Origin of the sequence: Streptomyces sp. NPDC085460, assembly GCF_044541975.1 — a bacterium.
Taxonomy (GTDB): Bacteria; Actinomycetota; Actinomycetes; order Streptomycetales; family Streptomycetaceae; genus Streptomyces.
Map to the genome: position 1 here is coordinate 228,589 of NZ_JBITTO010000002.1, position 20,150 is coordinate 248,738.

17 protein-coding genes are annotated in these 20,150 nt (G+C 69.7%); 7 read left to right on the forward strand and 10 right to left on the reverse strand.

What is annotated here, in order from left to right:
- The first annotated feature begins 96 nt into the window (after positions 1 to 96).
- The 7 genes from rplK (at position 97) to ACIGHB_RS05280 (ending at position 11,732) form a co-directional block, all read left to right on the forward strand.
- Positions 97 to 531: a 50S ribosomal protein L11 gene (gene rplK, locus ACIGHB_RS05250; protein ID WP_399909698.1), complete on the forward strand. Its 435-nt coding sequence runs from the start codon at positions 97 to 99 to the stop codon at positions 529 to 531.
- A gap of 82 nt (positions 532 to 613) precedes the next feature.
- On the forward strand, positions 614 to 1,342 hold the full coding sequence (rplA, locus tag ACIGHB_RS05255) for a 50S ribosomal protein L1 (RefSeq protein ID WP_360309055.1): 729 nt from the start codon (positions 614 to 616) through the stop codon (positions 1,340 to 1,342).
- Positions 1,343 to 1,499: 157 nt separating this feature from the next.
- A complete protein-coding gene (locus ACIGHB_RS05260; RefSeq protein ID WP_399909701.1) occupies positions 1,500 to 2,429 on the forward strand; it encodes a hypothetical protein in 930 nt (309 codons plus the stop codon).
- Positions 2,430 to 2,676: 247 nt separating this feature from the next.
- On the forward strand, positions 2,677 to 3,207 hold the full coding sequence (rplJ, locus tag ACIGHB_RS05265) for a 50S ribosomal protein L10 (protein ID WP_030757401.1): 531 nt from the start codon (positions 2,677 to 2,679) through the stop codon (positions 3,205 to 3,207).
- A 111-nt stretch (positions 3,208 to 3,318) separates the two neighbouring features.
- The gene (rplL, locus tag ACIGHB_RS05270) at positions 3,319 to 3,705 is read left to right on the forward strand and encodes a 50S ribosomal protein L7/L12 (RefSeq protein ID WP_399909702.1); all 387 of its coding nucleotides are present in this window, start codon (positions 3,319 to 3,321) and stop codon (positions 3,703 to 3,705) included.
- A gap of 547 nt (positions 3,706 to 4,252) precedes the next feature.
- The gene (gene rpoB / locus ACIGHB_RS05275) at positions 4,253 to 7,735 is read left to right on the forward strand and encodes a DNA-directed RNA polymerase subunit beta (protein WP_360309051.1); all 3,483 of its coding nucleotides are present in this window, start codon (positions 4,253 to 4,255) and stop codon (positions 7,733 to 7,735) included.
- Positions 7,736 to 7,832: 97 nt separating this feature from the next.
- On the forward strand, positions 7,833 to 11,732 hold the full coding sequence (locus ACIGHB_RS05280) for a DNA-directed RNA polymerase subunit beta' (RefSeq protein ID WP_360309049.1): 3,900 nt from the start codon (positions 7,833 to 7,835) through the stop codon (positions 11,730 to 11,732).
- A 63-nt stretch (positions 11,733 to 11,795) separates the two neighbouring features.
- Here ACIGHB_RS05280 and ACIGHB_RS05285 read toward each other — a convergent pair whose 3' ends face one another.
- From ACIGHB_RS05285 to ACIGHB_RS05330, 10 genes are all read right to left on the reverse strand, one after another.
- A complete protein-coding gene (locus ACIGHB_RS05285; RefSeq protein WP_360309047.1) occupies positions 11,796 to 12,059 on the reverse strand; it encodes a hypothetical protein in 264 nt (87 codons plus the stop codon).
- Positions 12,046 to 12,279 (reverse strand): hypothetical protein, encoded by a 234-nt coding sequence (locus tag ACIGHB_RS05290; RefSeq protein WP_399909705.1) that lies wholly within the window; start codon positions 12,277 to 12,279, stop codon positions 12,046 to 12,048. Before ACIGHB_RS05290 ends, ACIGHB_RS05285 begins: the two co-directional genes overlap by 14 nt.
- Before the next feature lie 21 nt (positions 12,280 to 12,300).
- Complete coding sequence (locus ACIGHB_RS05295) at positions 12,301 to 13,212, reverse strand: peptidoglycan-binding protein (RefSeq protein WP_399909707.1); 912 nt, start codon at positions 13,210 to 13,212, stop codon at positions 12,301 to 12,303.
- Positions 13,213 to 13,284: 72 nt separating this feature from the next.
- The gene (locus ACIGHB_RS05300; RefSeq protein ID WP_399909709.1) at positions 13,285 to 13,740 is read right to left on the reverse strand and encodes an ATP-binding protein; all 456 of its coding nucleotides are present in this window, start codon (positions 13,738 to 13,740) and stop codon (positions 13,285 to 13,287) included.
- Between the two features lie 28 nt (positions 13,741 to 13,768).
- Complete coding sequence (locus tag ACIGHB_RS05305) at positions 13,769 to 14,404, reverse strand: hypothetical protein (RefSeq protein WP_360309039.1); 636 nt, start codon at positions 14,402 to 14,404, stop codon at positions 13,769 to 13,771.
- The gene (locus tag ACIGHB_RS05310) at positions 14,404 to 15,507 is read right to left on the reverse strand and encodes a hypothetical protein (protein ID WP_360309037.1); all 1,104 of its coding nucleotides are present in this window, start codon (positions 15,505 to 15,507) and stop codon (positions 14,404 to 14,406) included. Before ACIGHB_RS05310 ends, ACIGHB_RS05305 begins: the two co-directional genes overlap by 1 nt.
- Positions 15,508 to 15,517: 10 nt before the next feature.
- Complete coding sequence (locus ACIGHB_RS05315) at positions 15,518 to 16,660, reverse strand: hypothetical protein (protein WP_399909711.1); 1,143 nt, start codon at positions 16,658 to 16,660, stop codon at positions 15,518 to 15,520.
- A gap of 32 nt (positions 16,661 to 16,692) precedes the next feature.
- On the reverse strand, positions 16,693 to 17,883 hold the full coding sequence (locus ACIGHB_RS05320; RefSeq protein ID WP_360309033.1) for a hypothetical protein: 1,191 nt from the start codon (positions 17,881 to 17,883) through the stop codon (positions 16,693 to 16,695).
- A gap of 34 nt (positions 17,884 to 17,917) precedes the next feature.
- A complete protein-coding gene (locus ACIGHB_RS05325; protein WP_360309031.1) occupies positions 17,918 to 19,114 on the reverse strand; it encodes a hypothetical protein in 1,197 nt (398 codons plus the stop codon).
- Between the two features lie 89 nt (positions 19,115 to 19,203).
- Positions 19,204 to 20,127: a phage distal tail protein gene (locus tag ACIGHB_RS05330; protein WP_360309029.1), complete on the reverse strand. Its 924-nt coding sequence runs from the start codon at positions 20,125 to 20,127 to the stop codon at positions 19,204 to 19,206.
- Between the last annotated feature and the right edge of the window lie 23 nt (positions 20,128 to 20,150).

Here is a 20,150-nt window from a genome sequence, read left to right on the forward strand (position 1 = left end):
ACGCGCAGCCATACCCGTTATCGTTGTGCGGTATGCCTCCATCCGGATGACCGGATGGATCGGCTGAAAAACTCTCACTAGGACCCGGAGAGAGCAATGCCTCCCAAGAAGAAGAAGGTCACGGGGCTTATCAAGCTCCAGATCAACGCCGGTGCGGCCAACCCGGCCCCGCCGGTCGGCCCCGCGCTCGGCCAGCACGGCGTCAACATCATGGAGTTCTGCAAGGCCTACAACGCCGCGACCGAGTCGCAGCGTGGCTGGGTGATCCCGGTGGAGATCACGGTCTACGAGGACCGTTCCTTCACCTTCATCACCAAGACCCCGCCGGCCGCCAAGATGATCCTCAAGGCCGCGGGCGTGGAGAAGGGCTCTGGCGAGCCGCACAAGACCAAGGTCGCCAAGATCACCGAGGCGCAGGTCCGCGAGATCGCCACCAGCAAGATGCCCGACCTCAACGCGAACGACCTGGACGCCGCGTCGAAGATCATCGCCGGCACCGCCCGTTCCATGGGCATCACGGTCGAGGGCTGATCACCCCCCTCGTGACCTCAGTGGTAGGGCCAGCGCTTGGTCCGCACCACGACTCCACACCTGAAACACCACAGGAGCAGAAGTGAAGCGCAGCAAGTCCCTCCGCGCTGCGGACGCCAAGATCGACCGGGAGAAGCTCTACGCTCCCCTCGAGGCCGTCCGTCTCGCCAAGGAGACCTCCACCACGAAGTTCGACGGCACCGTCGAGGTCGCCTTCCGCCTGGGTGTCGACCCGCGCAAGGCCGACCAGATGGTCCGTGGCACCGTGAACCTCCCGCACGGCACCGGCAAGACCGCCCGGGTCCTGGTCTTCGCGACCGGTGAGCGTGCCGAGGCCGCGGTCGCCGCGGGCGCCGACATCGTCGGCTCCGACGAGCTGATCGACGAGATCGCCAAGGGCCAGCGCCTGAACGAGTTCGACGCCGTGGTCGCCACCCCGGACCTCATGGGCAAGGTCGGCCGCCTCGGCCGCGTGCTCGGTCCGCGTGGTCTCATGCCCAACCCGAAGACCGGCACCGTGACGCCCGACGTCGCCAAGGCGGTCAACGAGATCAAGGGCGGCAAGATCGAGTTCCGCGTCGACAAGCACTCGAACCTGCACTTCATCATCGGCAAGACGTCCTTCGACGACACGCAGCTGGTGGAGAACTACGGCGCGGCCCTGGAGGAGATCCTCCGTCTGAAGCCGTCCGCCGCCAAGGGCCGCTACATCAAGAAGGCCGCCATCAGCACCACGATGGGCCCCGGCATCCCGGTCGACGGCAACCGCACCCGCAACCTCCTCGTCGAGGAGGACCCGGCCGCGGTCTGAGCCCTTCCGGTTCAGTAGCAGTCAGTCCTGAAAGCCGCCCCCCGTTCCTCCCTCGCCGGAGGAACGGGGGGCGGCTTTTATTGCGTCTTGACTGTCGGACACGTGCGTTACGGTTCAAGAGAACGCAAAGACGAAGATCAAAGGTGGGGGAACACCTATGCGCAAGACGACCTGGAAGCGCGCGGGCGTCGCGCTCGTCGCCGCGGGCCTCGTGACGGGCCTCGCGGGCTGCAACGACGGCGCCAAGACCGGCGCGAAGGCGGGCGACCCGACCAACGCCTCGCAGTTCATCAAGGCGGCGTACGAGAAGACGTCGGCGGCCAAGTCCGCCAAGGTCAAGATGACCATGAAGATGGAGGGCATGGGCCCCGAGTCCGGCACTGCCGACATGACGGGGTCCATGGGCTGGGACCCGGCGGTGATGGACATGACCGTCAAGGGCTCGATGCTGAGCGCCGGGGACCCGGAAGCGCCCGAGGAAATCCGCATGGTCATGGTCGATGACGCCATGTACATGGACATGGGCGAGAAGCAGGCCGCCCAGATGGACGGCAAGCGCTGGATGAAGCTGGACCTGAAGGCCGCGGCCGACGCCTCCGGCGACAAGGCCCTCCAGAAGCAGATGACCGGCGGCCTGGACCAGATGAACCAGGACCCCGCCCAGCAGCTCGCCCTCCTGCTGGACTCCCCGGACCTCAAGCACGTCGGTTCCGAGAAGGTCAACGGCATGGACACCGAGCACTACAAGGGCACGCTCACCGTCGAGCAGATGATGAAGGCCGGCGGGTCCGCGGAGCTCCTCTCCAAGGAGGAGCGCGAGAAGTTCACCGAGACGGTGAAGCAGCTCGGCATGACGGGGTACGACACCGAGGTCTGGGTCAACAAGGACGGCTACCCGGCCCGCATGGACGTCGCCATGAAGATGGGCAAGGGCTCCATGCAGATGCGCGCCGACTACAGCGACTACGGCACCAAGGCCGCCGTCCAGGCCCCGCCGGCCGACCAGACCGTCGACCTCTTCAAGATGCTCCAGGACGCCTCCAAGGCCCTGGACGAGGGCAAGGGCTCCGAGGCCCTTCAGGACTGATTTGCCCCGGACGCACGACGTCCCGTACTCTTCCACAGAAGCCAAAGACCGCTGGTCGTTGCTGTGCCCTACCGGGTGCGGTGGCCGAAGGATCCGCTGACTGCGGACGACCCGCGCAGGTGACTGTGGAGAGTTCCCGGATGTTCCATCCGGTCGAGCTGAGCCCCGTGCGCCTGCGCCCGGGGCGTTTTCGTTTGTTCAGCCCCTTCTGAGCGGTCCTCATCACCCGGAAGGAGGCGAACGCACTATGCCGACGCCCAACAAGGCTGCATCGGTGGCCGAGCTCAAGGACGCGTTCCAGAGCTCCAACGCCGCCGTGCTGACCGAGTACCGGGGTCTCACCGTCGCGCAGCTCAAGACGCTGCGTCGCTCGCTCGGTGAGAACGCCCAGTACGCCGTGGTGAAGAACACGCTGACCAAGATTGCGGCCAACGAGGCCGGGATCACCGCACTGGACGAGCACTTCGCTGGTCCGACCGCGGTCGCCTTCGTCACCGGTGACCCGGTGGAGTCGGCGAAGGCCCTGCGTGACTTCGCCAAGGAGAACCCGAACCTCATCATCAAGGCCGGTGTCCTTGACGGTAAGGCTCTCTCCGCCGACGACATCAAGAAGCTTGCGGACCTCGAGTCCCGCGAGGTTCTGCTCAGCAAGCTGGCCGGCGCCTTCAAGGGCAAGCAGTCTCAGGCTGCTCAGCTCTTCCAGGCTCTGCCGTCGAAGCTCGTCCGCACCGTGGACGCGCTCCGTGCCAAGCAGGCCGAGCAGGGCGGTGCCGAGTAATTCGGCTCGCGCATTGATCCGCGCCGCCTAGTGCGCGGGTCGTAGCGGGCCGTTACGCCCGCCTCTATAGACACATCGGCACCTGCCGAATTAGTGGAAGGATCGCCCATCATGGCGAAGCTCTCTCAGGACGACCTCCTCGCCCAGTTCGAGGAGATGACCCTCATCGAGCTCTCCGAGTTCGTGAAGGCCTTCGAGGAGAAGTTCGACGTCACCGCCGCCGCGGCCGTCGCCGTTGCCGCCGGCCCGGCGCAGGGTGGTGGCGACGCCGCCGCCGCCGAGGAGCAGGACGAGTTCGACGTCATCCTCGAGGGTGCCGGCGACAAGAAGATCCAGGTCATCAAGGTCGTGCGCGAGCTCACCTCCCTGGGCCTCAAGGAGGCCAAGGACCTCGTCGACGGCACCCCGAAGCCGGTCCTCGAGAAGGTCGCGAAGGAGGCCGCCGAGAAGGCTGCCGAGTCCCTCAAGGCCGCCGGCGCCTCCGTCACGGTCAAGTAAGGCCGTTTCGAGTCGCTGAAGCTGACTCCCGCCCCCGTGTAACGCGGAGGCACCGAAAGGCGATCATCCATACGGGTGGTCGCCTTTCGGCGTTCCCGGGACCCGCGTGGCGGGGGTCGTACGGGTCTCCGGAAGCGGAGTATGGTGATCTTCGCCGTGCGCCGCTCACGGGCGGGGGCCTTGACGAACGGCACGCCGCGCGCAATTCTCAGGACGCGTCGTCACAACGATCCGTATCCGAGGCATGGATCGACGACCGAACGGGCAGTATCGAGGTGCGCCACACGGCGCGAGTACCGCGGAGTTGAGAGCAACGAGGGTCGCGAGAAGGTCGCCCTGGACATCAGTGAGCCAAGTGGCTACACTGACCCTTTGCGCTGCCTGTTAGCTGCCCCCTGCCCGTCACCAGGGGCATACCTTCGCATCAGCTTCGTGGACCGACCCCGTCTGACCTGGCCTTTCGGCCACGTCAGGAAACGTCTGCCGTGAAGCGTTGCTGGGGACCGGTACGCGCGTAGTGAGTCCGAGCCCTCGGAAGGACCCCCTCTTGGCCGCCTCGCGCAACGCCTCGAACAACATGAACAACGGCGCCAGCACCGCCCCGCTGCGCATCTCCTTTGCAAAGATCAAGGAGCCCCTCGAGGTTCCGAACCTCCTCGCGCTGCAGACCGAGAGCTTTGACTGGCTGCTCGGGAACGCCGCCTGGAAGGCTCGCGTCGAGGCTGCCCTTGAGTCGGGACAGGACGTCCCCACGAAGTCCGGTCTGGAGGAGATCTTCGAGGAGATCTCCCCGATCGAGGACTTCTCCGGGTCGATGTCGCTGACCTTCCGCGACCACCGCTTCGAGCCGCCGAAGAACTCCATCGACGAGTGCAAGGACCGTGACTTCACGTACGGCGCCCCGCTCTTCGTCACCGCCGAGTTCACCAACAACGAGACCGGCGAGATCAAGTCCCAGACGGTCTTCATGGGCGACTTCCCGCTCATGACCAACAAGGGCACCTTCGTCATCAACGGCACCGAGCGTGTCGTCGTGTCGCAGCTCGTCCGCTCGCCGGGCGTCTACTTCGACTCCTCGATCGACAAGACGTCCGACAAGGACATCTTCTCCGCCAAGATCATCCCGTCCCGGGGTGCCTGGCTGGAGATGGAGATCGACAAGCGCGACCTCGTCGGTGTCCGCATCGACCGCAAGCGCAAGCAGTCCGTCACCGTCCTCCTGAAGGCTCTCGGCTGGACCACCGAGCAGATCCTCCAGGAGTTCGGCGAGTACGAGTCCATGCGCGCCACCCTGGAGAAGGACCACACCCAGGGCCAGGACGACGCGCTGCTCGACATCTACCGCAAGCTCCGTCCGGGCGAGCCGCCGACCCGCGAGGCCGCGCAGACCCTCCTGGAGAACCTGTACTTCAACCCGAAGCGCTACGACCTGGCCAAGGTCGGCCGCTACAAGGTCAACAAGAAGCTGGGCGCCGACGCTCCGCTGGACGCCGGGATCCTGACCGTCGAGGACATCATCGCGACGATCAAGTACCTGGTGAAGCTGCACGCCGGCGAGACCGAGACCGTCGGTGACAGCGGCGCGTCGATCGTCGTCGAGACCGACGACATCGACCACTTCGGCAACCGTCGTCTGCGCAACGTCGGCGAGCTCATCCAGAACCAGGTCCGCACGGGTCTGGCCCGTATGGAGCGCGTCGTCCGCGAGCGGATGACCACCCAGGACGTCGAGGCGATCACGCCGCAGACCCTGATCAACATCCGGCCGGTCGTCGCCTCCATCAAGGAGTTCTTCGGCACCAGCCAGCTGTCCCAGTTCATGGACCAGAACAACCCGCTCTCGGGTCTGACGCACAAGCGTCGTCTGTCCGCGCTGGGCCCCGGTGGTCTCTCCCGTGAGCGGGCCGGCTTCGAGGTCCGAGACGTGCACCCGTCCCACTACGGACGCATGTGCCCGATCGAGACCCCCGAAGGCCCGAACATCGGTCTGATCGGTTCGCTCGCCTCGTACGGCCGCGTCAACGCGTTCGGCTTCATCGAGACGCCGTACCGCAAGGTCGTCGACGGCCAGGTCACCGACGAGGTCGACTACGTCACCGCCGACGAGGAGGACCGGTTCGTCATCGCGCAGGCCAACGCCGCGCTCGACGACGAGCTCCGCTTCACCGAGAACCGCGTCCTCGTCCGCAAGCGTGGCGGCGAGGTCGACTACGTCCTCCCCGAGGACGTGGACTACATGGACGTCTCGCCGCGCCAGATGGTGTCGGTCGCGACCGCCATGATCCCCTTCCTCGAGCACGACGACGCCAACCGCGCCCTCATGGGCGCGAACATGATGCGCCAGGCCGTCCCGCTCATCAAGGCGGAGGCCCCGCTCGTCGGCACCGGCATGGAGTACCGCTGTGCCACCGACGCCGGCGACGTCCTCAAGGCCGAGAAGGCCGGTGTCGTCCAGGAGCTGTCGGCCGACTACATCACGGTCGCCAACGACGACGGCACGTACAACACGTACCGCCTGCACAAGTTCTCCCGGTCGAACCAGGGCACCTCGGTCAACCAGAAGGTCGTCGTCGCGGAGGGTGACCACGTCATCGAGGGCCAGGTCCTCGCCGACGGTCCCGCCACCGAAGACGGCGAGATGGCGCTCGGCAAGAACCTGCTCGTCGCGTTCATGCCGTGGGAGGGCCACAACTACGAGGACGCGATCATCCTGTCGCAGCGCCTCGTCCAGGACGACGTCCTCTCCTCGATCCACATCGAGGAGCACGAGGTCGACGCCCGTGACACCAAGCTCGGCCCCGAGGAGATCACCCGGGACATCCCGAACGTCTCCGAGGAGGTCCTCGCCGACCTCGACGAGCGCGGCATCATCCGCATCGGTGCCGAGGTCGTCGCCGGCGACATCCTGGTCGGCAAGGTCACGCCCAAGGGCGAGACCGAGCTGACCCCGGAGGAGCGCCTGCTCCGCGCGATCTTCGGCGAGAAGGCCCGTGAGGTCCGCGACACCTCGCTGAAGGTCCCGCACGGCGAGACCGGCAAGGTCATCGGCGTCCGCGTCTTCGACCGCGAGGAGGGCGACGAGCTTCCCCCGGGCGTGAACCAGCTGGTCCGCGTCTACGTCGCCCAGAAGCGCAAGATCACCGACGGTGACAAGCTCGCCGGCCGCCACGGCAACAAGGGTGTCATCTCCAAGATCCTCCCGATCGAGGACATGCCCTTCCTGGAGGACGGCACCCCGGTCGACATCATCCTCAACCCGCTGGGTGTCCCGTCCCGAATGAACCCGGGACAGGTCCTGGAGATCCACCTCGGCTGGCTCGCCAGCCGCGGCTGGGACGTCTCCGGCCTCGCGGACGAGTGGGCGCAGCGCCTCCAGGCGATCGGCGCCGACTCCGTCGCCCCCGGCACCAACGTCGCGACCCCGGTCTTCGACGGTGCCCGTGAGGACGAGCTCGCCGGTCTGCTCCAGCACACCATCCCGAACCGCGACGGCGAGCGCATGGTGCTCCCGACCGGTAAGGCGCGCCTGTTCGACGGCCGCTCCGGCGAGCCGTTCCCGGACCCGATCTCGGTCGGGTACATGTACATCCTCAAGCTCCACCACCTGGTCGACGACAAGCTGCACGCGCGTTCGACCGGCCCGTACTCGATGATCACCCAGCAGCCGCTGGGTGGTAAGGCCCAGTTCGGTGGCCAGCGCTTCGGTGAGATGGAGGTGTGGGCGCTGGAGGCTTACGGCGCCGCGTACGCCCTCCAGGAGCTGCTGACGATCAAGTCCGACGACGTGACCGGCCGCGTGAAGGTCTACGAGGCCATCGTCAAGGGCGAGAACATCCCTGAGCCCGGCATCCCCGAGTCCTTCAAGGTGCTCATCAAGGAGATGCAGTCCCTGTGCCTCAACGTGGAGGTGCTGTCCTCGGACGGCATGTCCATCGAGATGCGCGACACCGACGAGGACGTCTTCCGCGCAGCGGAGGAGCTCGGCATCGACCTGTCCCGGCGCGAGCCGAGCAGCGTCGAAGAGGTCTGACGGGAGTCCGGCGGACCTTGAGCGATCAAGGTCCGCCGGCCCCAGGACCCCCGTATCAGACCCACAGCCTTACAACCCTGAGAGGGATTGACGCATAGTGCTCGACGTCAACTTCTTCGACGAGCTCCGGATCGGTCTGGCCACCGCTGACGACATCCGTCAGTGGAGCCACGGCGAGGTCAAGAAGCCGGAGACCATCAACTACCGCACGCTCAAGCCCGAGAAGGACGGACTCTTCTGCGAGAAGATCTTCGGTCCGACCCGGGACTGGGAGTGCTACTGCGGCAAGTACAAGCGCGTCCGCTTCAAGGGCATCATCTGCGAGCGGTGTGGCGTCGAGGTCACCCGCGCCAAGGTGCGCCGTGAGCGGATGGGCCACATCGAGCTGGCCGCTCCCGTGACCCACATCTGGTACTTCAAGGGCGTTCCGTCGCGTCTGGGCTACCTGCTCGACCTCGCCCCGAAGGACCTGGAGAAGGTCATCTACTTCGCGGCGTACATGATCACGTACGTCGACGACGAGCGTCGTACCCGCGACCTGCCGTCGCTGGAGGCCCACGTCTCCGTGGAGCGCCAGCAGATCGAGCAGCGCCGCGACTCCGACCTGGAGAACCGCGCCAAGAAGCTCGAGTCCGACCTGGCCGAGCTGGAGGCCGAGGGCGCCAAGGCGGACGTGCGCCGCAAGGTGCGCGAGGGCGCCGAGCGCGAGATGAAGCAGCTGCGCGACCGCGCGCAGCGTGAGATCGACCGTCTGGACGAGGTCTGGTCCCGCTTCAAGAACCTCAAGGTCCAGGACCTGGAGGGCGACGAGCTCCTCTACCGCGAGCTGCGTGACCGCTTCGGCACGTACTTCGACGGCTCGATGGGTGCCGCGGCGCTGCAGAAGCGCCTGGAGTCCTTCGACCTGGAGGAGGAGGCGGAGAAGCTCCGGGAGATCATCCGCACCGGCAAGGGCCAGAAGAAGACCCGTGCGCTCAAGCGCCTCAAGGTCGTCTCCGCGTTCCTGCAGACCGCGAACAGCCCCAAGGGCATGGTTCTCGACTGCGTGCCGGTCATCCCGCCGGACCTCCGTCCGATGGTGCAGCTGGACGGTGGCCGCTTCGCGACCTCCGACCTGAACGACCTGTACCGCCGTGTGATCAACCGCAACAACCGTCTGAAGCGTCTGCTCGACCTCGGTGCCCCCGAGATCATCGTGAACAACGAGAAGCGGATGCTCCAGGAGGCGGTCGACGCCCTCTTCGACAACGGCCGTCGCGGTCGCCCGGTGACGGGCCCCGGCAACCGTCCGCTGAAGTCCCTCAGCGACATGCTGAAGGGCAAGCAGGGTCGTTTCCGTCAGAACCTGCTCGGCAAGCGTGTCGACTACTCGGCGCGTTCCGTCATCGTCGTCGGCCCGCAGCTCAAGCTGCACCAGTGCGGTCTGCCGAAGGCCATGGCGCTGGAGCTCTTCAAGCCGTTCGTGATGAAGCGCCTGGTCGACCTGAACCACGCGCAGAACATCAAGAGCGCCAAGCGGATGGTCGAGCGCGGCCGCACGGTCGTGTACGACGTCCTCGAAGAGGTCATCGCCGAGCACCCGGTTCTGCTGAACCGTGCGCCCACGCTGCACCGCCTCGGCATCCAGGCCTTCGAGCCGCAGCTGGTCGAGGGCAAGGCCATCCAGATCCACCCGCTCGTCTGCACCGCCTTCAACGCGGACTTCGACGGTGACCAGATGGCCGTGCACCTGCCGCTCTCCGCGGAGGCGCAGGCCGAGGCCCGCATCCTGATGCTGTCCTCGAACAACATCCTCAAGCCGGCCGACGGCCGCCCGGTGACGATGCCGACCCAGGACATGGTCCTCGGTCTGTTCTTCCTCACCACCGACGGCGAGCTCCGTGACGTCAAGGGCGAGGGCCGCGCGTTCGGCTCCACGGCCGAGGCGATCATGGCCTTCGACGCCGGCGAGCTGTCGCTGCAGTCGCAGATCGACATCCGCTTCCCGATCGGCACCGTTCCGCCGCGCGGCTGGGTCCCCCCGGTCGCCGAGGAGGGCGAGCCGGAGTGGCAGACGGGTGACTCGTTCCGTCTGAAGACGACGCTGGGCCGCGCGCTCTTCAACGAGCTGCTGCCCGAGGACTACCCGTTCGTCGACTACTCGGTGGGCAAGAAGCAGCTCTCCGAGATCGTCAACGACCTGGCGGAGCGCTACCCCAAGGTCATCGTGGCGGCGACGCTCGACAACCTGAAGGCGGCCGGCTTCCACTGGGCGACCCGTTCGGGCGTCACCGTGGCCATCTCCGACGTCGTCGTGCCCGAGGCCAAGAAGGCCATCGTCAAGGGCTACGAGGAGCAGGACGAGAAGGTCCAGAAGCAGTACGAGCGCGGTCTGATCACCAAGGAAGAGCGCACGCAGGAGCTCATCGCGATCTGGACCAAGGCGACCAACGAGGTCGCCGAGGCGATGAACGCGAACTTCCCCAAGACGAACCCCATCTTCATGATGGTTGACTCGGGTGCCCGAGGAAACATGATGCAGATGCGGCAGATCGCCGGTATGCGTGGTCTGGTGTCGAACGCGAAGAACGAGACCATCCCGCGTCCGATCAAGGCGTCCTTCCGTGAGGGCCTCTCCGTCCTCGAGTACTTCATCTCGACGCACGGTGCCCGTAAGGGTCTGGCCGACACCGCCCTGCGTACCGCCGACTCGGGTTACCTGACCCGTCGTCTGGTGGACGTCTCGCAGGACGTGATCATCCGCGAGGAGGACTGTGGCACCGAGCGCGGTCTGAAGCTGCGGATCGCGGCCAAGGACGAGGCCGGTGTCCTGCGGAAGACGGACGACGTCGAGACCTCCGTGTACGCGCGGATGCTCGCCGAGGACGTCGTCGTGGACGGCAAGGTCATCGCGCCGGCCAACGTCGACCTGGGTGACGTCCTGATCGACGCACTTGTCAACGCGGGCGTCGAGGAGGTCAAGACCCGCTCGGTCCTGACCTGTGAGTCGGCCGTCGGCACCTGTGCCTTCTGCTACGGCCGCTCGCTGGCCACCGGCAAGCTGGTCGACATCGGTGAGGCGGTCGGCATCATCGCCGCCCAGTCCATCGGTGAGCCCGGTACCCAGCTGACGATGCGTACCTTCCACACCGGTGGTGTGGCCGGTGACGACATCACCCAGGGTCTGCCGCGTGTCGTCGAGCTCTTCGAGGCGCGTCAGCCCAAGGGTGTCGCCCCGATCTCCGAGGCGGCCGGTCGCGTCCGCATCGAGGAGACCGAGAAGACCAAGAAGATCGTCGTCACCCCGGACGACGGCACCGACGAGACGGCGTTCCCGATCTCGAAGCGTGCCCGTCTGCTCGTGGGCGAGGGCGACCACGTCGAGGTGGGCCAGAAGCTCACCGTGGGTGCCACCAACCCGCACGACGTGCTCCGGATCCTCGGTCAGCGCGCGGTCCAGGTCCACCTGGTCGGCGAAGTCCAGAAGGTCTACAACTCGCAGGGCGTGTCGATCCACGACAAGCACATCGAGATCATCATCCGGCAGATGCTGCGCCGCGTGACGATCATCGAGTCCGGCGACGCGGAGCTCCTCCCGGGCGAGCTCGTCGAGCGGTCGAAGTTCGAGACCGAGAACCGTCGTGTGGTCACCGAGGGCGGTCACCCCGCCTCCGGCCGTCCGCAGCTGATGGGTATCACCAAGGCCTCGCTGGCGACCGAGTCCTGGCTGTCGGCCGCCTCCTTCCAGGAGACGACCCGAGTTCTGACGGACGCGGCGATCAACGCCAAGTCCGACAGCCTCATCGGCCTCAAGGAGAACGTCATCATCGGTAAGCTCATCCCGGCCGGTACGGGTCTGTCCCGCTACCGCAACATCCGGGTCGAGCCGACCGAGGAGGCCAAGGCGGCGATGTACTCGTCCGTCGGCTACGACGACCTCGACTACTCGCCGTTCGGCACCGGCTCCGGCCAGGCCGTTCCGCTGGAGGACTACGACTACGGTCCGTACAACCAGTAAGCGAGTCGCTTGACCGAAGGGCGGTCACCCCGTTGCGCACGGGGTGGCCGCCCTTCGGGGTTTTCAGCGGGAGGTCAGCTCCCACAGGGCGACGAGCACGCCGGCGCCCGCGGTGAGCGCGGCGATGGAGGCGAGCGGCCAGCGGGCCCGCTCCAGGTCGTCGAGACGGGCCTCGTGGTCGGCGAGCTGCTTGTCGGTCTGGTCGCTGCGCTGCACCAGCAGGGCGAGCGAGCCGTCGACCCGGGCGAAGCCGGCTTCGAGGGTGCCGCGGAGCCGCTCCAGTTCGAGCGCCACCGCGACCGGGTCGTTCGGATCAGCCTCGGTCATCGGCACCGCCCGGTTCCGTGCGCAGCCAGGAGGGCAGCAGGAGCTGGACGGCGGGGACCGCCATGGCCCGGGTGAGGGCGCCGGCGACGGCGAGCGCCCCGGCGACCCAGGGGAGGGTGGCGGGGATGCCGGAGGCGTCGACGAGCGCCGGCAGGACCAGGGCGAGGGCGACGGCGGTCTGCAGCACGGTGCGGGCCGTGCGCTTCGCGGCTTCGGACATGAGGGGGTTCTCCTTGCTCGTCTACTGCGTGTACGGGACCTTCAGCGCGTTCCACGAGGCGGCGCCGGGCCAGCCGTCGGCGTCGGCGCCGCGGAAGCCGAGCTTGCGCTGCCAGGCGGCGTACGACTGGCGGTCGGCCTCGGACCAGCGGGGGCTCGGGCCGACCCGGTAGCGCCCGCAGCCCTCGGCCATCAGCCGGCGGCCCATCGCCGTGATCACCGGCGAGCTGGGGTCGTTCCGGAAGAAGGAGGTGCCGGGGAAGGGCTGGTGGCGGGGGGTGGCCGGCTTGGCGGGCGCGGTGGGCTTCGGGGCGGGGGCGGCGCCGAGCCGCTTCCGCACCCGGTCGCGCATCCCCGGCATGCCGAAGCCCTTGGGGTCGCTCTTCCAGTCGGACCACTCCGAGTGGCCGATGACGGAGCGGGCGCCCCAGCCGTGGGCCCGGCAGAGCGCGGCGGAGGCGCGTTCGATCGCGTCGAGCTGGGCGGCCGGCCAGGGGTCCGTGCCGTTGCCGAGGTTGACGCACTCGAAGCCGTAGAAGCGGGAGTTGCCGTCCACGGCGCCGGGGCTGCCCTGGTGCTCGCGCGGGACGGGCGGCCGGTCGCCGTACGCCTCGGTGACGACGGCCCGCAGGACGGACGGGTCGCCGCCGCCGGCGTGGTTGGCGCGCCCGGCGGAGACCAGGTGCACGGTGCCGTCCTTGGCGATCACGCCGTGGCAGAGGGGGCCCGGGAGGCTGTCGTAGCCGTCGGAGCACATCGCGACGGAGGACGTGGTGCCGCTGGACACGGTGTGGTGGATCATGACGCCGGCGACGGGGCCCCAGGCGCCGGTGTGGTTGCGGTGGTGGGTGCGCCAGCCGGGGTGCTCGACGACGGTGACGCCTTCGGCGCGGAGCGCGGCGAGGAGCCGGTCCGCGGACAGGGGAGTGGCCAACTTGTCCTCCAGACATGCGAAGACCCCGGCCGTCGGCGGCGCGGGGCGGGCGTGCGGGGTGGTGCGGCGGGGTTACGGAGCGGGCTCCGGCGACGGCTCGGGCTCGGGCGCCGGCTCCGGTGCGGGCGCCGGCTCGGGTTCCGGCTCCGGCTCGGGCTCCGGTTCGGGGGCCGGGGCCCAGGCGGCGCAGAGCGTGGCGAGGGCGATCCGGCGGGTCTCGAAGTCGGCGAGCGCGGCGGCGACGGCCCGGACGACCGCGTCCGGGTCGGGCACGGCGGGGCGGCCGCCGGACGGCTGGACCATGGTGTGGCCGTAGCCGCGCAGCTGGGCGCCGCCCTCGCCGTTCTCGGTGACCTGGGCGGTGACGTACACCGCGGGGTACTCGCCCGTCATGGGGTCGAGCTCCAGCGGGCCGCCGAGGGTGTTGTCGTACAGGCGCAGGGCGACGGTGTGGCCGGCCTCGGCGACGGTGCCGCGGCCCGCGTAGTCGATGGCGACGCCCCAGGGCTGGGTGGGGTCGGGGATCACGGGGTGCTCCTCTTCGGGAAGGGGTGGGTCAGGTCTGGCGGCCGTGCATGAGGACCGGCTTGGCGTAGACCGTGCCGGAGGCGCTGGTGACGATGGCCTGGATCTCCACGGTGAGGTCCTTGCCGAAGTCGGCCTGCATGTTCGTGGTGACGGCGGCGGTGTGGTCGAAGACGGCGCCGGCGGCGACGGCCGAGCCGAACGCGGCGCCGTTGACCAGCACCCGGACCTGCCCGGCGGCCCCGGAGGAGAACCGGGTGAGCATCCGCAGCCGCATCTTGGGCTGCCACAGCGGGTTCTGCGACTGGGCGATGGTCGTCCAGGCGGTCGCGGTGGTGGCCGGCCAGTTCGCCGAGGCCAGGTCCTGCGGCGGCAGCATCGGCAGCCAGGGCCGGGCGAGGCCGCCGGTGAGGATGTCGTCGGAGAGGACCTCGTGGCCGTAGGCGTCGTTGACCCGCAGCACGGGCTTGCTGCCGCCCGGGCCGCTGGTGCTGAGCTGGGCGACGAGGACGGACGGGTCCGTCGGCGCGGGCTGCCGCTTCAGGGCGAGCGAGCCGTTGGTGAGCTCGGTCAGCGGCGGGCGGGTGTTCACCGCCGTGGAGAGGGCGTTGAGCCGGCGCTCCATCTGGATCAGCCGGTCGACGATGTCCTCGGGGAGCAGTGCCATCAGGCTTCCTCCAGGGCGAGTTCGGCGGTGTCGGGGCGGCCCCGCTCGGTCGGCCTGACCTTCACGCCGACGATGCGGTAGCGGGTGTCGAGGCCCCTCGGGTGCCATTCGTCGGTGATCCGGACGCGGGCGGTGCGGCCGAGGAGCGTCGAGGGGACGACGTCGGAGAGCCGGATGCTGAGCTCGGGGATCACCACCGAGCCCTGGGCCTCCTTCAGGACGGCCCTGGCCAGCGCGTCGAGCGTGGCCGGGTCGCTGATGTCGTTGTAGTCCGTGGACAGGTCCAGCGGGGGCCAGAGGTCGGGTAGGCCCTCCGCGGCGATCGGGGCCGACAGGGTCGGCCGGGACTCGGCGGCGGCGTTGGCGTTGGTGGAGGCGCCGCGGGCGAGCGAGGTGGTGCCGCCGCGGGTGGCGTCGTCCGGGAACGAGTAGCTGAGGATGGTGCCGGGCCGGTCGAGGACCATGTCGGTGGCGCCGGTGCGGATCCGGGGCGAGCCGAGCCGGAGCCGGCGCACCCGCCGCCCGTCGCCGGGGTCGCGGTAGACGAGGATCTGGTACTCGACGCCGTCCGCGTACGCGCCGAGCTGGTCGAGCGCCTCCTGGTAGACGGTCTCGTCGCCGTGCCGCCAGGACGCGTCCCGCGGCACCGGCTCCGAGGGCACGTCGTCGCCGGGTTCGATGGCGCTGACGCCGAGCCCGGCGCCGAGCTCCCGCCAGATACGGCGGACGATCTCGAACTGCTCGACCTGGTTGAACTTGAGCTCGTCGGTGCGGATGCGGCGCCGGGCGGCGTACGAGTCGAAGGTGGCGGCCTGGATGGAGAGGGTCACCACGCCCCGGTCGCTGCCCTGGAGGTTGGTCGTCCAGACGATGCCGCCCCACCAGAGGAAGCCGCCGCGCTCCAGGTACACGGTGGTCCGGCCGGGCTTGATCTTGTGGGCGCGCTCGGCCATGGTCCGGTCGGGGATCGGCACGGTGCCGGAGAGCGAGCCGGCGCGGCCGATGTAGTCCTCGAAGGAGACGTCCCGCAGCGGCAGGATGTCGAGGGTCTGGTCGGTCACCAGGTCGCAGAAGATCGCCCGGTAGGGCGTGTCGAGACTCATGGGGCGGACCTCACGGAAGGATGTAGGTGGCGCTGACGCGGACGTTGCGGCCGTTGACGAGGGCGCCGTTCGAGACCCAGGTGCGCAGGGTGACCTGGCCGCTCGTGGAGATCCAGGCCGAGCCGTCGCCGAAGCCGTCGGCGGCGATCGCGTCCACGGAGAGGGCGGTGCGCCAGCCGGCGGGCAGCGTGCACAGCGGTTCGTCGACGATGTTCCCCGCGCTGTTGGCGTCGATCTGCGGGCCGGTGCGGTTGACGACGACGGCCATGGTGCACAGTCCGCTCCGGGTCCGCCGGGCGTCGTAGGAGACGAGGGCCCAGCCGGCGAGCGCGACCGCGCCGGTCGTCGTGGTCTCCGCCTCCACCGGCGGGTGGTAGGTGGCCCAGCTGGTGCCGTTCCAGCGCTGGAGGACGCCGTTGTGCTCCCGGTACTGGCCGGTGTAGCCGCCGACCGAGAGCGCGCCCTGCGGGGCGACGCCGCCGATCTCCTTGGGGTACGCGACCCAGCCGGTGCCGCTCCACCGCTGGAGCTGGTGGGCCGCGTCGTTGTCCTGGTACTGGCCGGGGTAGGAGCCGGGCACCCCGGCGTTGTTGTAGACGGGCAGGATGCCGCCGACGCCGGTGACCGTGGTGCGCAGGTCGGTCAGGTCGCCGCCGGTCCAGGCGATGCCGCCGGTGCCGGCGGAGGCGCCGGCCTTGACCCGGACGGTGAAGAGGGGCAGCGACGCGGGCGGGGCGGGCGGCGCGACCGGGGTGGCCTTCGGCTGGCCGACGACGATCTCCAGGACGGCCTCGTGGCGGGTGAGGCTGTCGAACTCGTCGTCGTAGACGCGGAGGACGACGAGGTCGATCCGCGGGTGGAGCGCGTCGCCGTCGCCGAAGGCGAGGACGGTGTCGCCGTCGAGGGCGACGGGGTACGCGCCCTGCTCGGGCCGGCCCTGGACGAGGGCCCGCCCGGCGTGGACGGTCGCGGTCATCGGGCCGCTGCCGGTCATCGACAGGCCGCTGACCCGGTACGTGCCGTCGGCGGAGCCCGGCAGGACGCCGGAGCGGGAGACGAGCGGGTCGACCGGGGTGCCGGCGCCGAGGTGGGTGAGGCGGGTCGTCTGGCGGGTCTGGCCGCTGGGCAGCAGCCAGCCGGGACGCAGGGGCATGGGGTTCTCCTCCCGGAGGTCGGGGTGGGGGGCTACGGCAGCGGGTCGACCTTGATGTACGTGTTGTCGAAGTACGCCTTGACGGCCGGGGTGTTGGGGACGACCCGGAAGTAGGCGGTGAGCGTGTAGGTGGCGCCCGCGGTCAGTCCGGAGAGCCGGCGGACGGAGGAGGCCGTGAGCGTGGTGGTGCTGGCGGCGTAGATGCCGTACTCGTCCTCGGGGGCGCTGATGACCGTGCCGTTCTGGGAGAGTTCGAGCGCCATGTACGCGTAGAGGTCGTCGCGGGAGCGCATCCGGCAGCCGAAGGAGACGGCGACCGCCTTCGACGGCGGGACGACGAAGTTGACCTTGAGCGGGTTGGTGGCCCGGCCGGCGAGGGTCGAGACGTACGTGCCGGACGCGGTCTCGCCCTGGTCGCTGTTGTCGGTGAAGTACGGGCCGGGCACGGCCGCCACCCAGGCCGTGCCGTTCCAGCGCTGGAGGATGCCGGTCGTGGAGTCCCGGTACTGGCCGGTGTAGCTGGCGGGGGTGCTGGAGGCCGAGTTGGGGACGATGCCGCCGAGCGCGGACGGGTACGGCACCCACGCCCCGCCGTCCCAGCGCTGGAGCGCGCCGCCGCCGTCCTGGTACTGGCCCGGGTAGGCGCCGGGCTGGACCGCGCCCTCGACCGGGAGGATGCCGCCGAGCGAGACGACGGGGGTGCGCAGGTCCTTCAGGGAGGTGTTCCACGGGATGCCGCCGTTGCCCGCGCTGACGCCGGCCGGCACCAGCACCTCGTACAGCGGGAGGCAGCGCGGCGGGATCTGCGGGATCTGCGGGACGGCGTCGGCGGTGCCCTGGATGATCTCCAGCTTGGCCTCGTACCGCTGGCTGTCGGCGTCGTACAGGCCGTCGTAGACCTTGAGGACGATCAGGTCGATGCGGTTGTACTGGGCGTGGCCGGGCGTGAAGGTGAGGGTCTCGGAGTTCGGCAGGGTCACCGGGTAGGCGCCCTGGGAGATCTCGCCCTGGATGACGGCCCGGCCCTCGGAGACGGTCGCGGTCATCGGGGCGGAGCCGAAGGTCCAGAAGGCGGCGAGCCGGTACTGGCCGTCGTAGGAGCCGGGCAGGATGCCGGAGCGGACCTGGACGGGGTTGGCGAGCGTGGTGACGCCGGTCTGGGTGAGGCGGGTGTCCTCGCGGGTCTGGCCGGTCGTGGCGACCCAGCTGCTGCGCAGGTTCACGGTGTTCTCCTCAGGGGGGTAGGGGCGGGGGGTGTCAGGACCGGATCCACTCGGCGGCGAGGGTGCAGCCGTATCCGGAGCCGCCGAGCGTGCGGACGGCGGCGGTGTGGTTGTGGAAGCCGGAGAGCTGGAGGGCGTCGCCCGCGACCAGCCGGGTGAGACCGCTGCCGCCGACGCAGACGGCGCCGTTGCCGGCGGGGCCGAGCCAGGTGAAGCGCGGCTGGTTGGTGCCGTTGACGGTGATCCGGGCGCCGCGCATGCCGGTCTGGCCGTCGTTGGCGTAGGTGACGTGCCCGTTGAGCCGCCAGTAGCCGGAGCGCGGCACGGTGTAGGTGGTCGTGCCGTTCCAGCCGCCGGCGGTGTCGAACTCGACGGTGGGCAGGCTGATCGGGGTCCAGGTGTTCGTCGCGAGCGTCTGCTGCTGGGTGGTGGTCCACTGGGTCGCGCCGAACAGCACCTTCGACGTGCCCTCGGTGTACTCCCAGGCGGCGCCGTCCCAGCGCTGGAGGCCGGCGCCGCTGTCCCGGAACTGTCCGGTGTAGGTGCCGGTGGTGGTCGAGGTCGGCGCGATGCCGCCGATCGCCTTCGGGTACGACACCCAGGTGGTGCCGTCCCAGCGCTGGAGCAGCCCCGCGGTGTCCCGGTACTGGCCGGTGTACGCGCCCTTGAAGCCGCTGGTCGGCATGATCCCGCCGAGCGCGACGACCGGCCAGTGCAGGCTCGCCACGGCGGCGGTGCCCCAGGCGATGCCGCCGGTGCCGGCCGAGGTGCCCTTCGGCACCTTGACCGTGTACAGCGGGAGGACGCTGCCGGGTCCGCTCGCGGGGGCGACCGGGGTGGCGGCCGGTTCCCCCTTGACCAGGCGGACGACGGCCTCGGTGGCGCCGGTCCGGTCGTAGAGGTCGTCGACGACGGCCAGTTCGATCAGGTCGATCCGGTCGTACTGGGCGTTGCCGTCCTCGATGGTCAGGGTCTCCGGCGCGGTGACGGCGACCAGGTACGCCCCCTGGGCGGTGTCCTTGCCCTGGACGATCGCGCGGCCGGTGCCGATGATCGCCTCCATGGGCGAGCCGCCGGTCAGGGCGAGGCCGCCGGGCAGGACGCCGGCCCGGGAGCGGAGCGGCGTCTCCTCGGGGCTCTGGCCGCTGGGGGTGAGGAGGGCGGCGAGGGTGATGCGGGTGTCCTCGCGGGTCTGCCCGTCGGACTGGAGCCAGGCGGCTCGTACGGTCATGGGGTCACCTCGGGGTAGGGAGGGGATGCGGGAGGGCCGCCGGGCGGCGGCGCGCGGCGGCGGCCCGGCGGCGCGGGGTCATGCGGCCGTCACCACTCGGCGCTGCGCCAGCTGACGGTCATGAGGGCCTGCTCGGTGCCTTCCTCGGGGCGGAAGGAGAGGTCGCTGCGGCCGGGCTCCAGGATGAAGAGCTCCTCCGGGGTGGAGTCGGCCATCGCCGTGTGCAGCCGGGAGGCGGAGTTGTTGAGCATCACCGTGCCCGCGCGGGTGTCGACGGTGAGTTCGTCGCCGGCGGCCAGGTCGATCGCGTACCGCAGCCGGCGCCTGCTGATCCGCTCGGTGACGCTCGGCATCGAGCAGGGGCCGCGGAAGACGATCACCGGGTGGGTGGGGGCGGAGCCGGTGTTCTCGACGACGGCGTCGCCGGTGCTCTTGGCCTCGCCCCAGGACAGCGGCCAGGTCAGCGGCCAGGTGAGGCCGGCCTCGGGCTGCGGCGGCGTGGTCGTCGCGAGCTGCTCGTTGACCGTGTAGCGGCGGGGGTCGGCGGCGAGCCACTGGACGGACATGCGGGAGCTGCCCTGGGTGGCGAAGCCCTGGTCGGCGGGGACCACGCGCTGGGCGATCCGGGCGCGCACGGCGAGGGTCTCGCCGTGCAGCCGGACGGCGAGCCAGCGCTCCTCGTCGAGGAGGGCCAGGGCCTGCCGCAGCGCCCGGACGGCCGCGGGGGCGCCGCCGTGCTCGGGCATGAGGACGATCGTGCCGCCGGTCTTGCGGGGCTTGGCGTAGCGGGAGCCGGGCCAGGCGCCGTGCGAGGTCGGGCGGTCGGCGTCGGAGGAGTCGTACTCGGGGAGGTCCTCCCAGCCGGTCAGGCCCGACTTGTCGACGGCGAAGGGGGTGCCGGGGCCGATGAGCAGCCCGGCCCACTGCATCTGCCCGTCCTGGGTGATGAGCGAGCCGGGCGCGAGGTCGGCGGTGTGGGAGTTTCCGGCGTACGGGGTCGTGGTCTCGGCCATGGGGCCGTCACCTCACTTCCGGT

What these genes read in the sequence shown, in the direction of transcription:
- rplJ (WP_030757401.1), top strand. Translation starts at nt 2,677, where the DNA reads ATGCCGACGCCCAACAAGGCTGCATCGGTGGCCGAGCTCAAGGACGCG.
- ACIGHB_RS05290 (WP_399909705.1), bottom strand. Translation starts at nt 12,279, where the DNA reads ATGTCCGAAGCCGCGAAGCGCACGGCCCGCACCGTGCTGCAGACCGCC.
- rplL (WP_399909702.1), top strand. Translation starts at nt 3,319, where the DNA reads ATGGCGAAGCTCTCTCAGGACGACCTCCTCGCCCAGTTCGAGGAGATG.
- ACIGHB_RS05305 (WP_360309039.1), bottom strand. Translation starts at nt 14,404, where the DNA reads ATGGCACTGCTCCCCGAGGACATCGTCGACCGGCTGATCCAGATGGAG.
- ACIGHB_RS05285 (WP_360309047.1), bottom strand. Translation starts at nt 12,059, where the DNA reads ATGACCGAGGCTGATCCGAACGACCCGGTCGCGGTGGCGCTCGAACTG.
- ACIGHB_RS05330 (WP_360309029.1), bottom strand. Translation starts at nt 20,127, where the DNA reads ATGGCCGAGACCACGACCCCGTACGCCGGAAACTCCCACACCGCCGAC.
- ACIGHB_RS05310 (WP_360309037.1), bottom strand. Translation starts at nt 15,507, where the DNA reads ATGAGTCTCGACACGCCCTACCGGGCGATCTTCTGCGACCTGGTGACC.
- ACIGHB_RS05325 (WP_360309031.1), bottom strand. Translation starts at nt 19,114, where the DNA reads ATGACCGTACGAGCCGCCTGGCTCCAGTCCGACGGGCAGACCCGCGAG.
- ACIGHB_RS05315 (WP_399909711.1), bottom strand. Translation starts at nt 16,660, where the DNA reads ATGCCCCTGCGTCCCGGCTGGCTGCTGCCCAGCGGCCAGACCCGCCAG.
- ACIGHB_RS05260 (WP_399909701.1), top strand. Translation starts at nt 1,500, where the DNA reads ATGCGCAAGACGACCTGGAAGCGCGCGGGCGTCGCGCTCGTCGCCGCG.
- rplK (WP_399909698.1), top strand. Translation starts at nt 97, where the DNA reads ATGCCTCCCAAGAAGAAGAAGGTCACGGGGCTTATCAAGCTCCAGATC.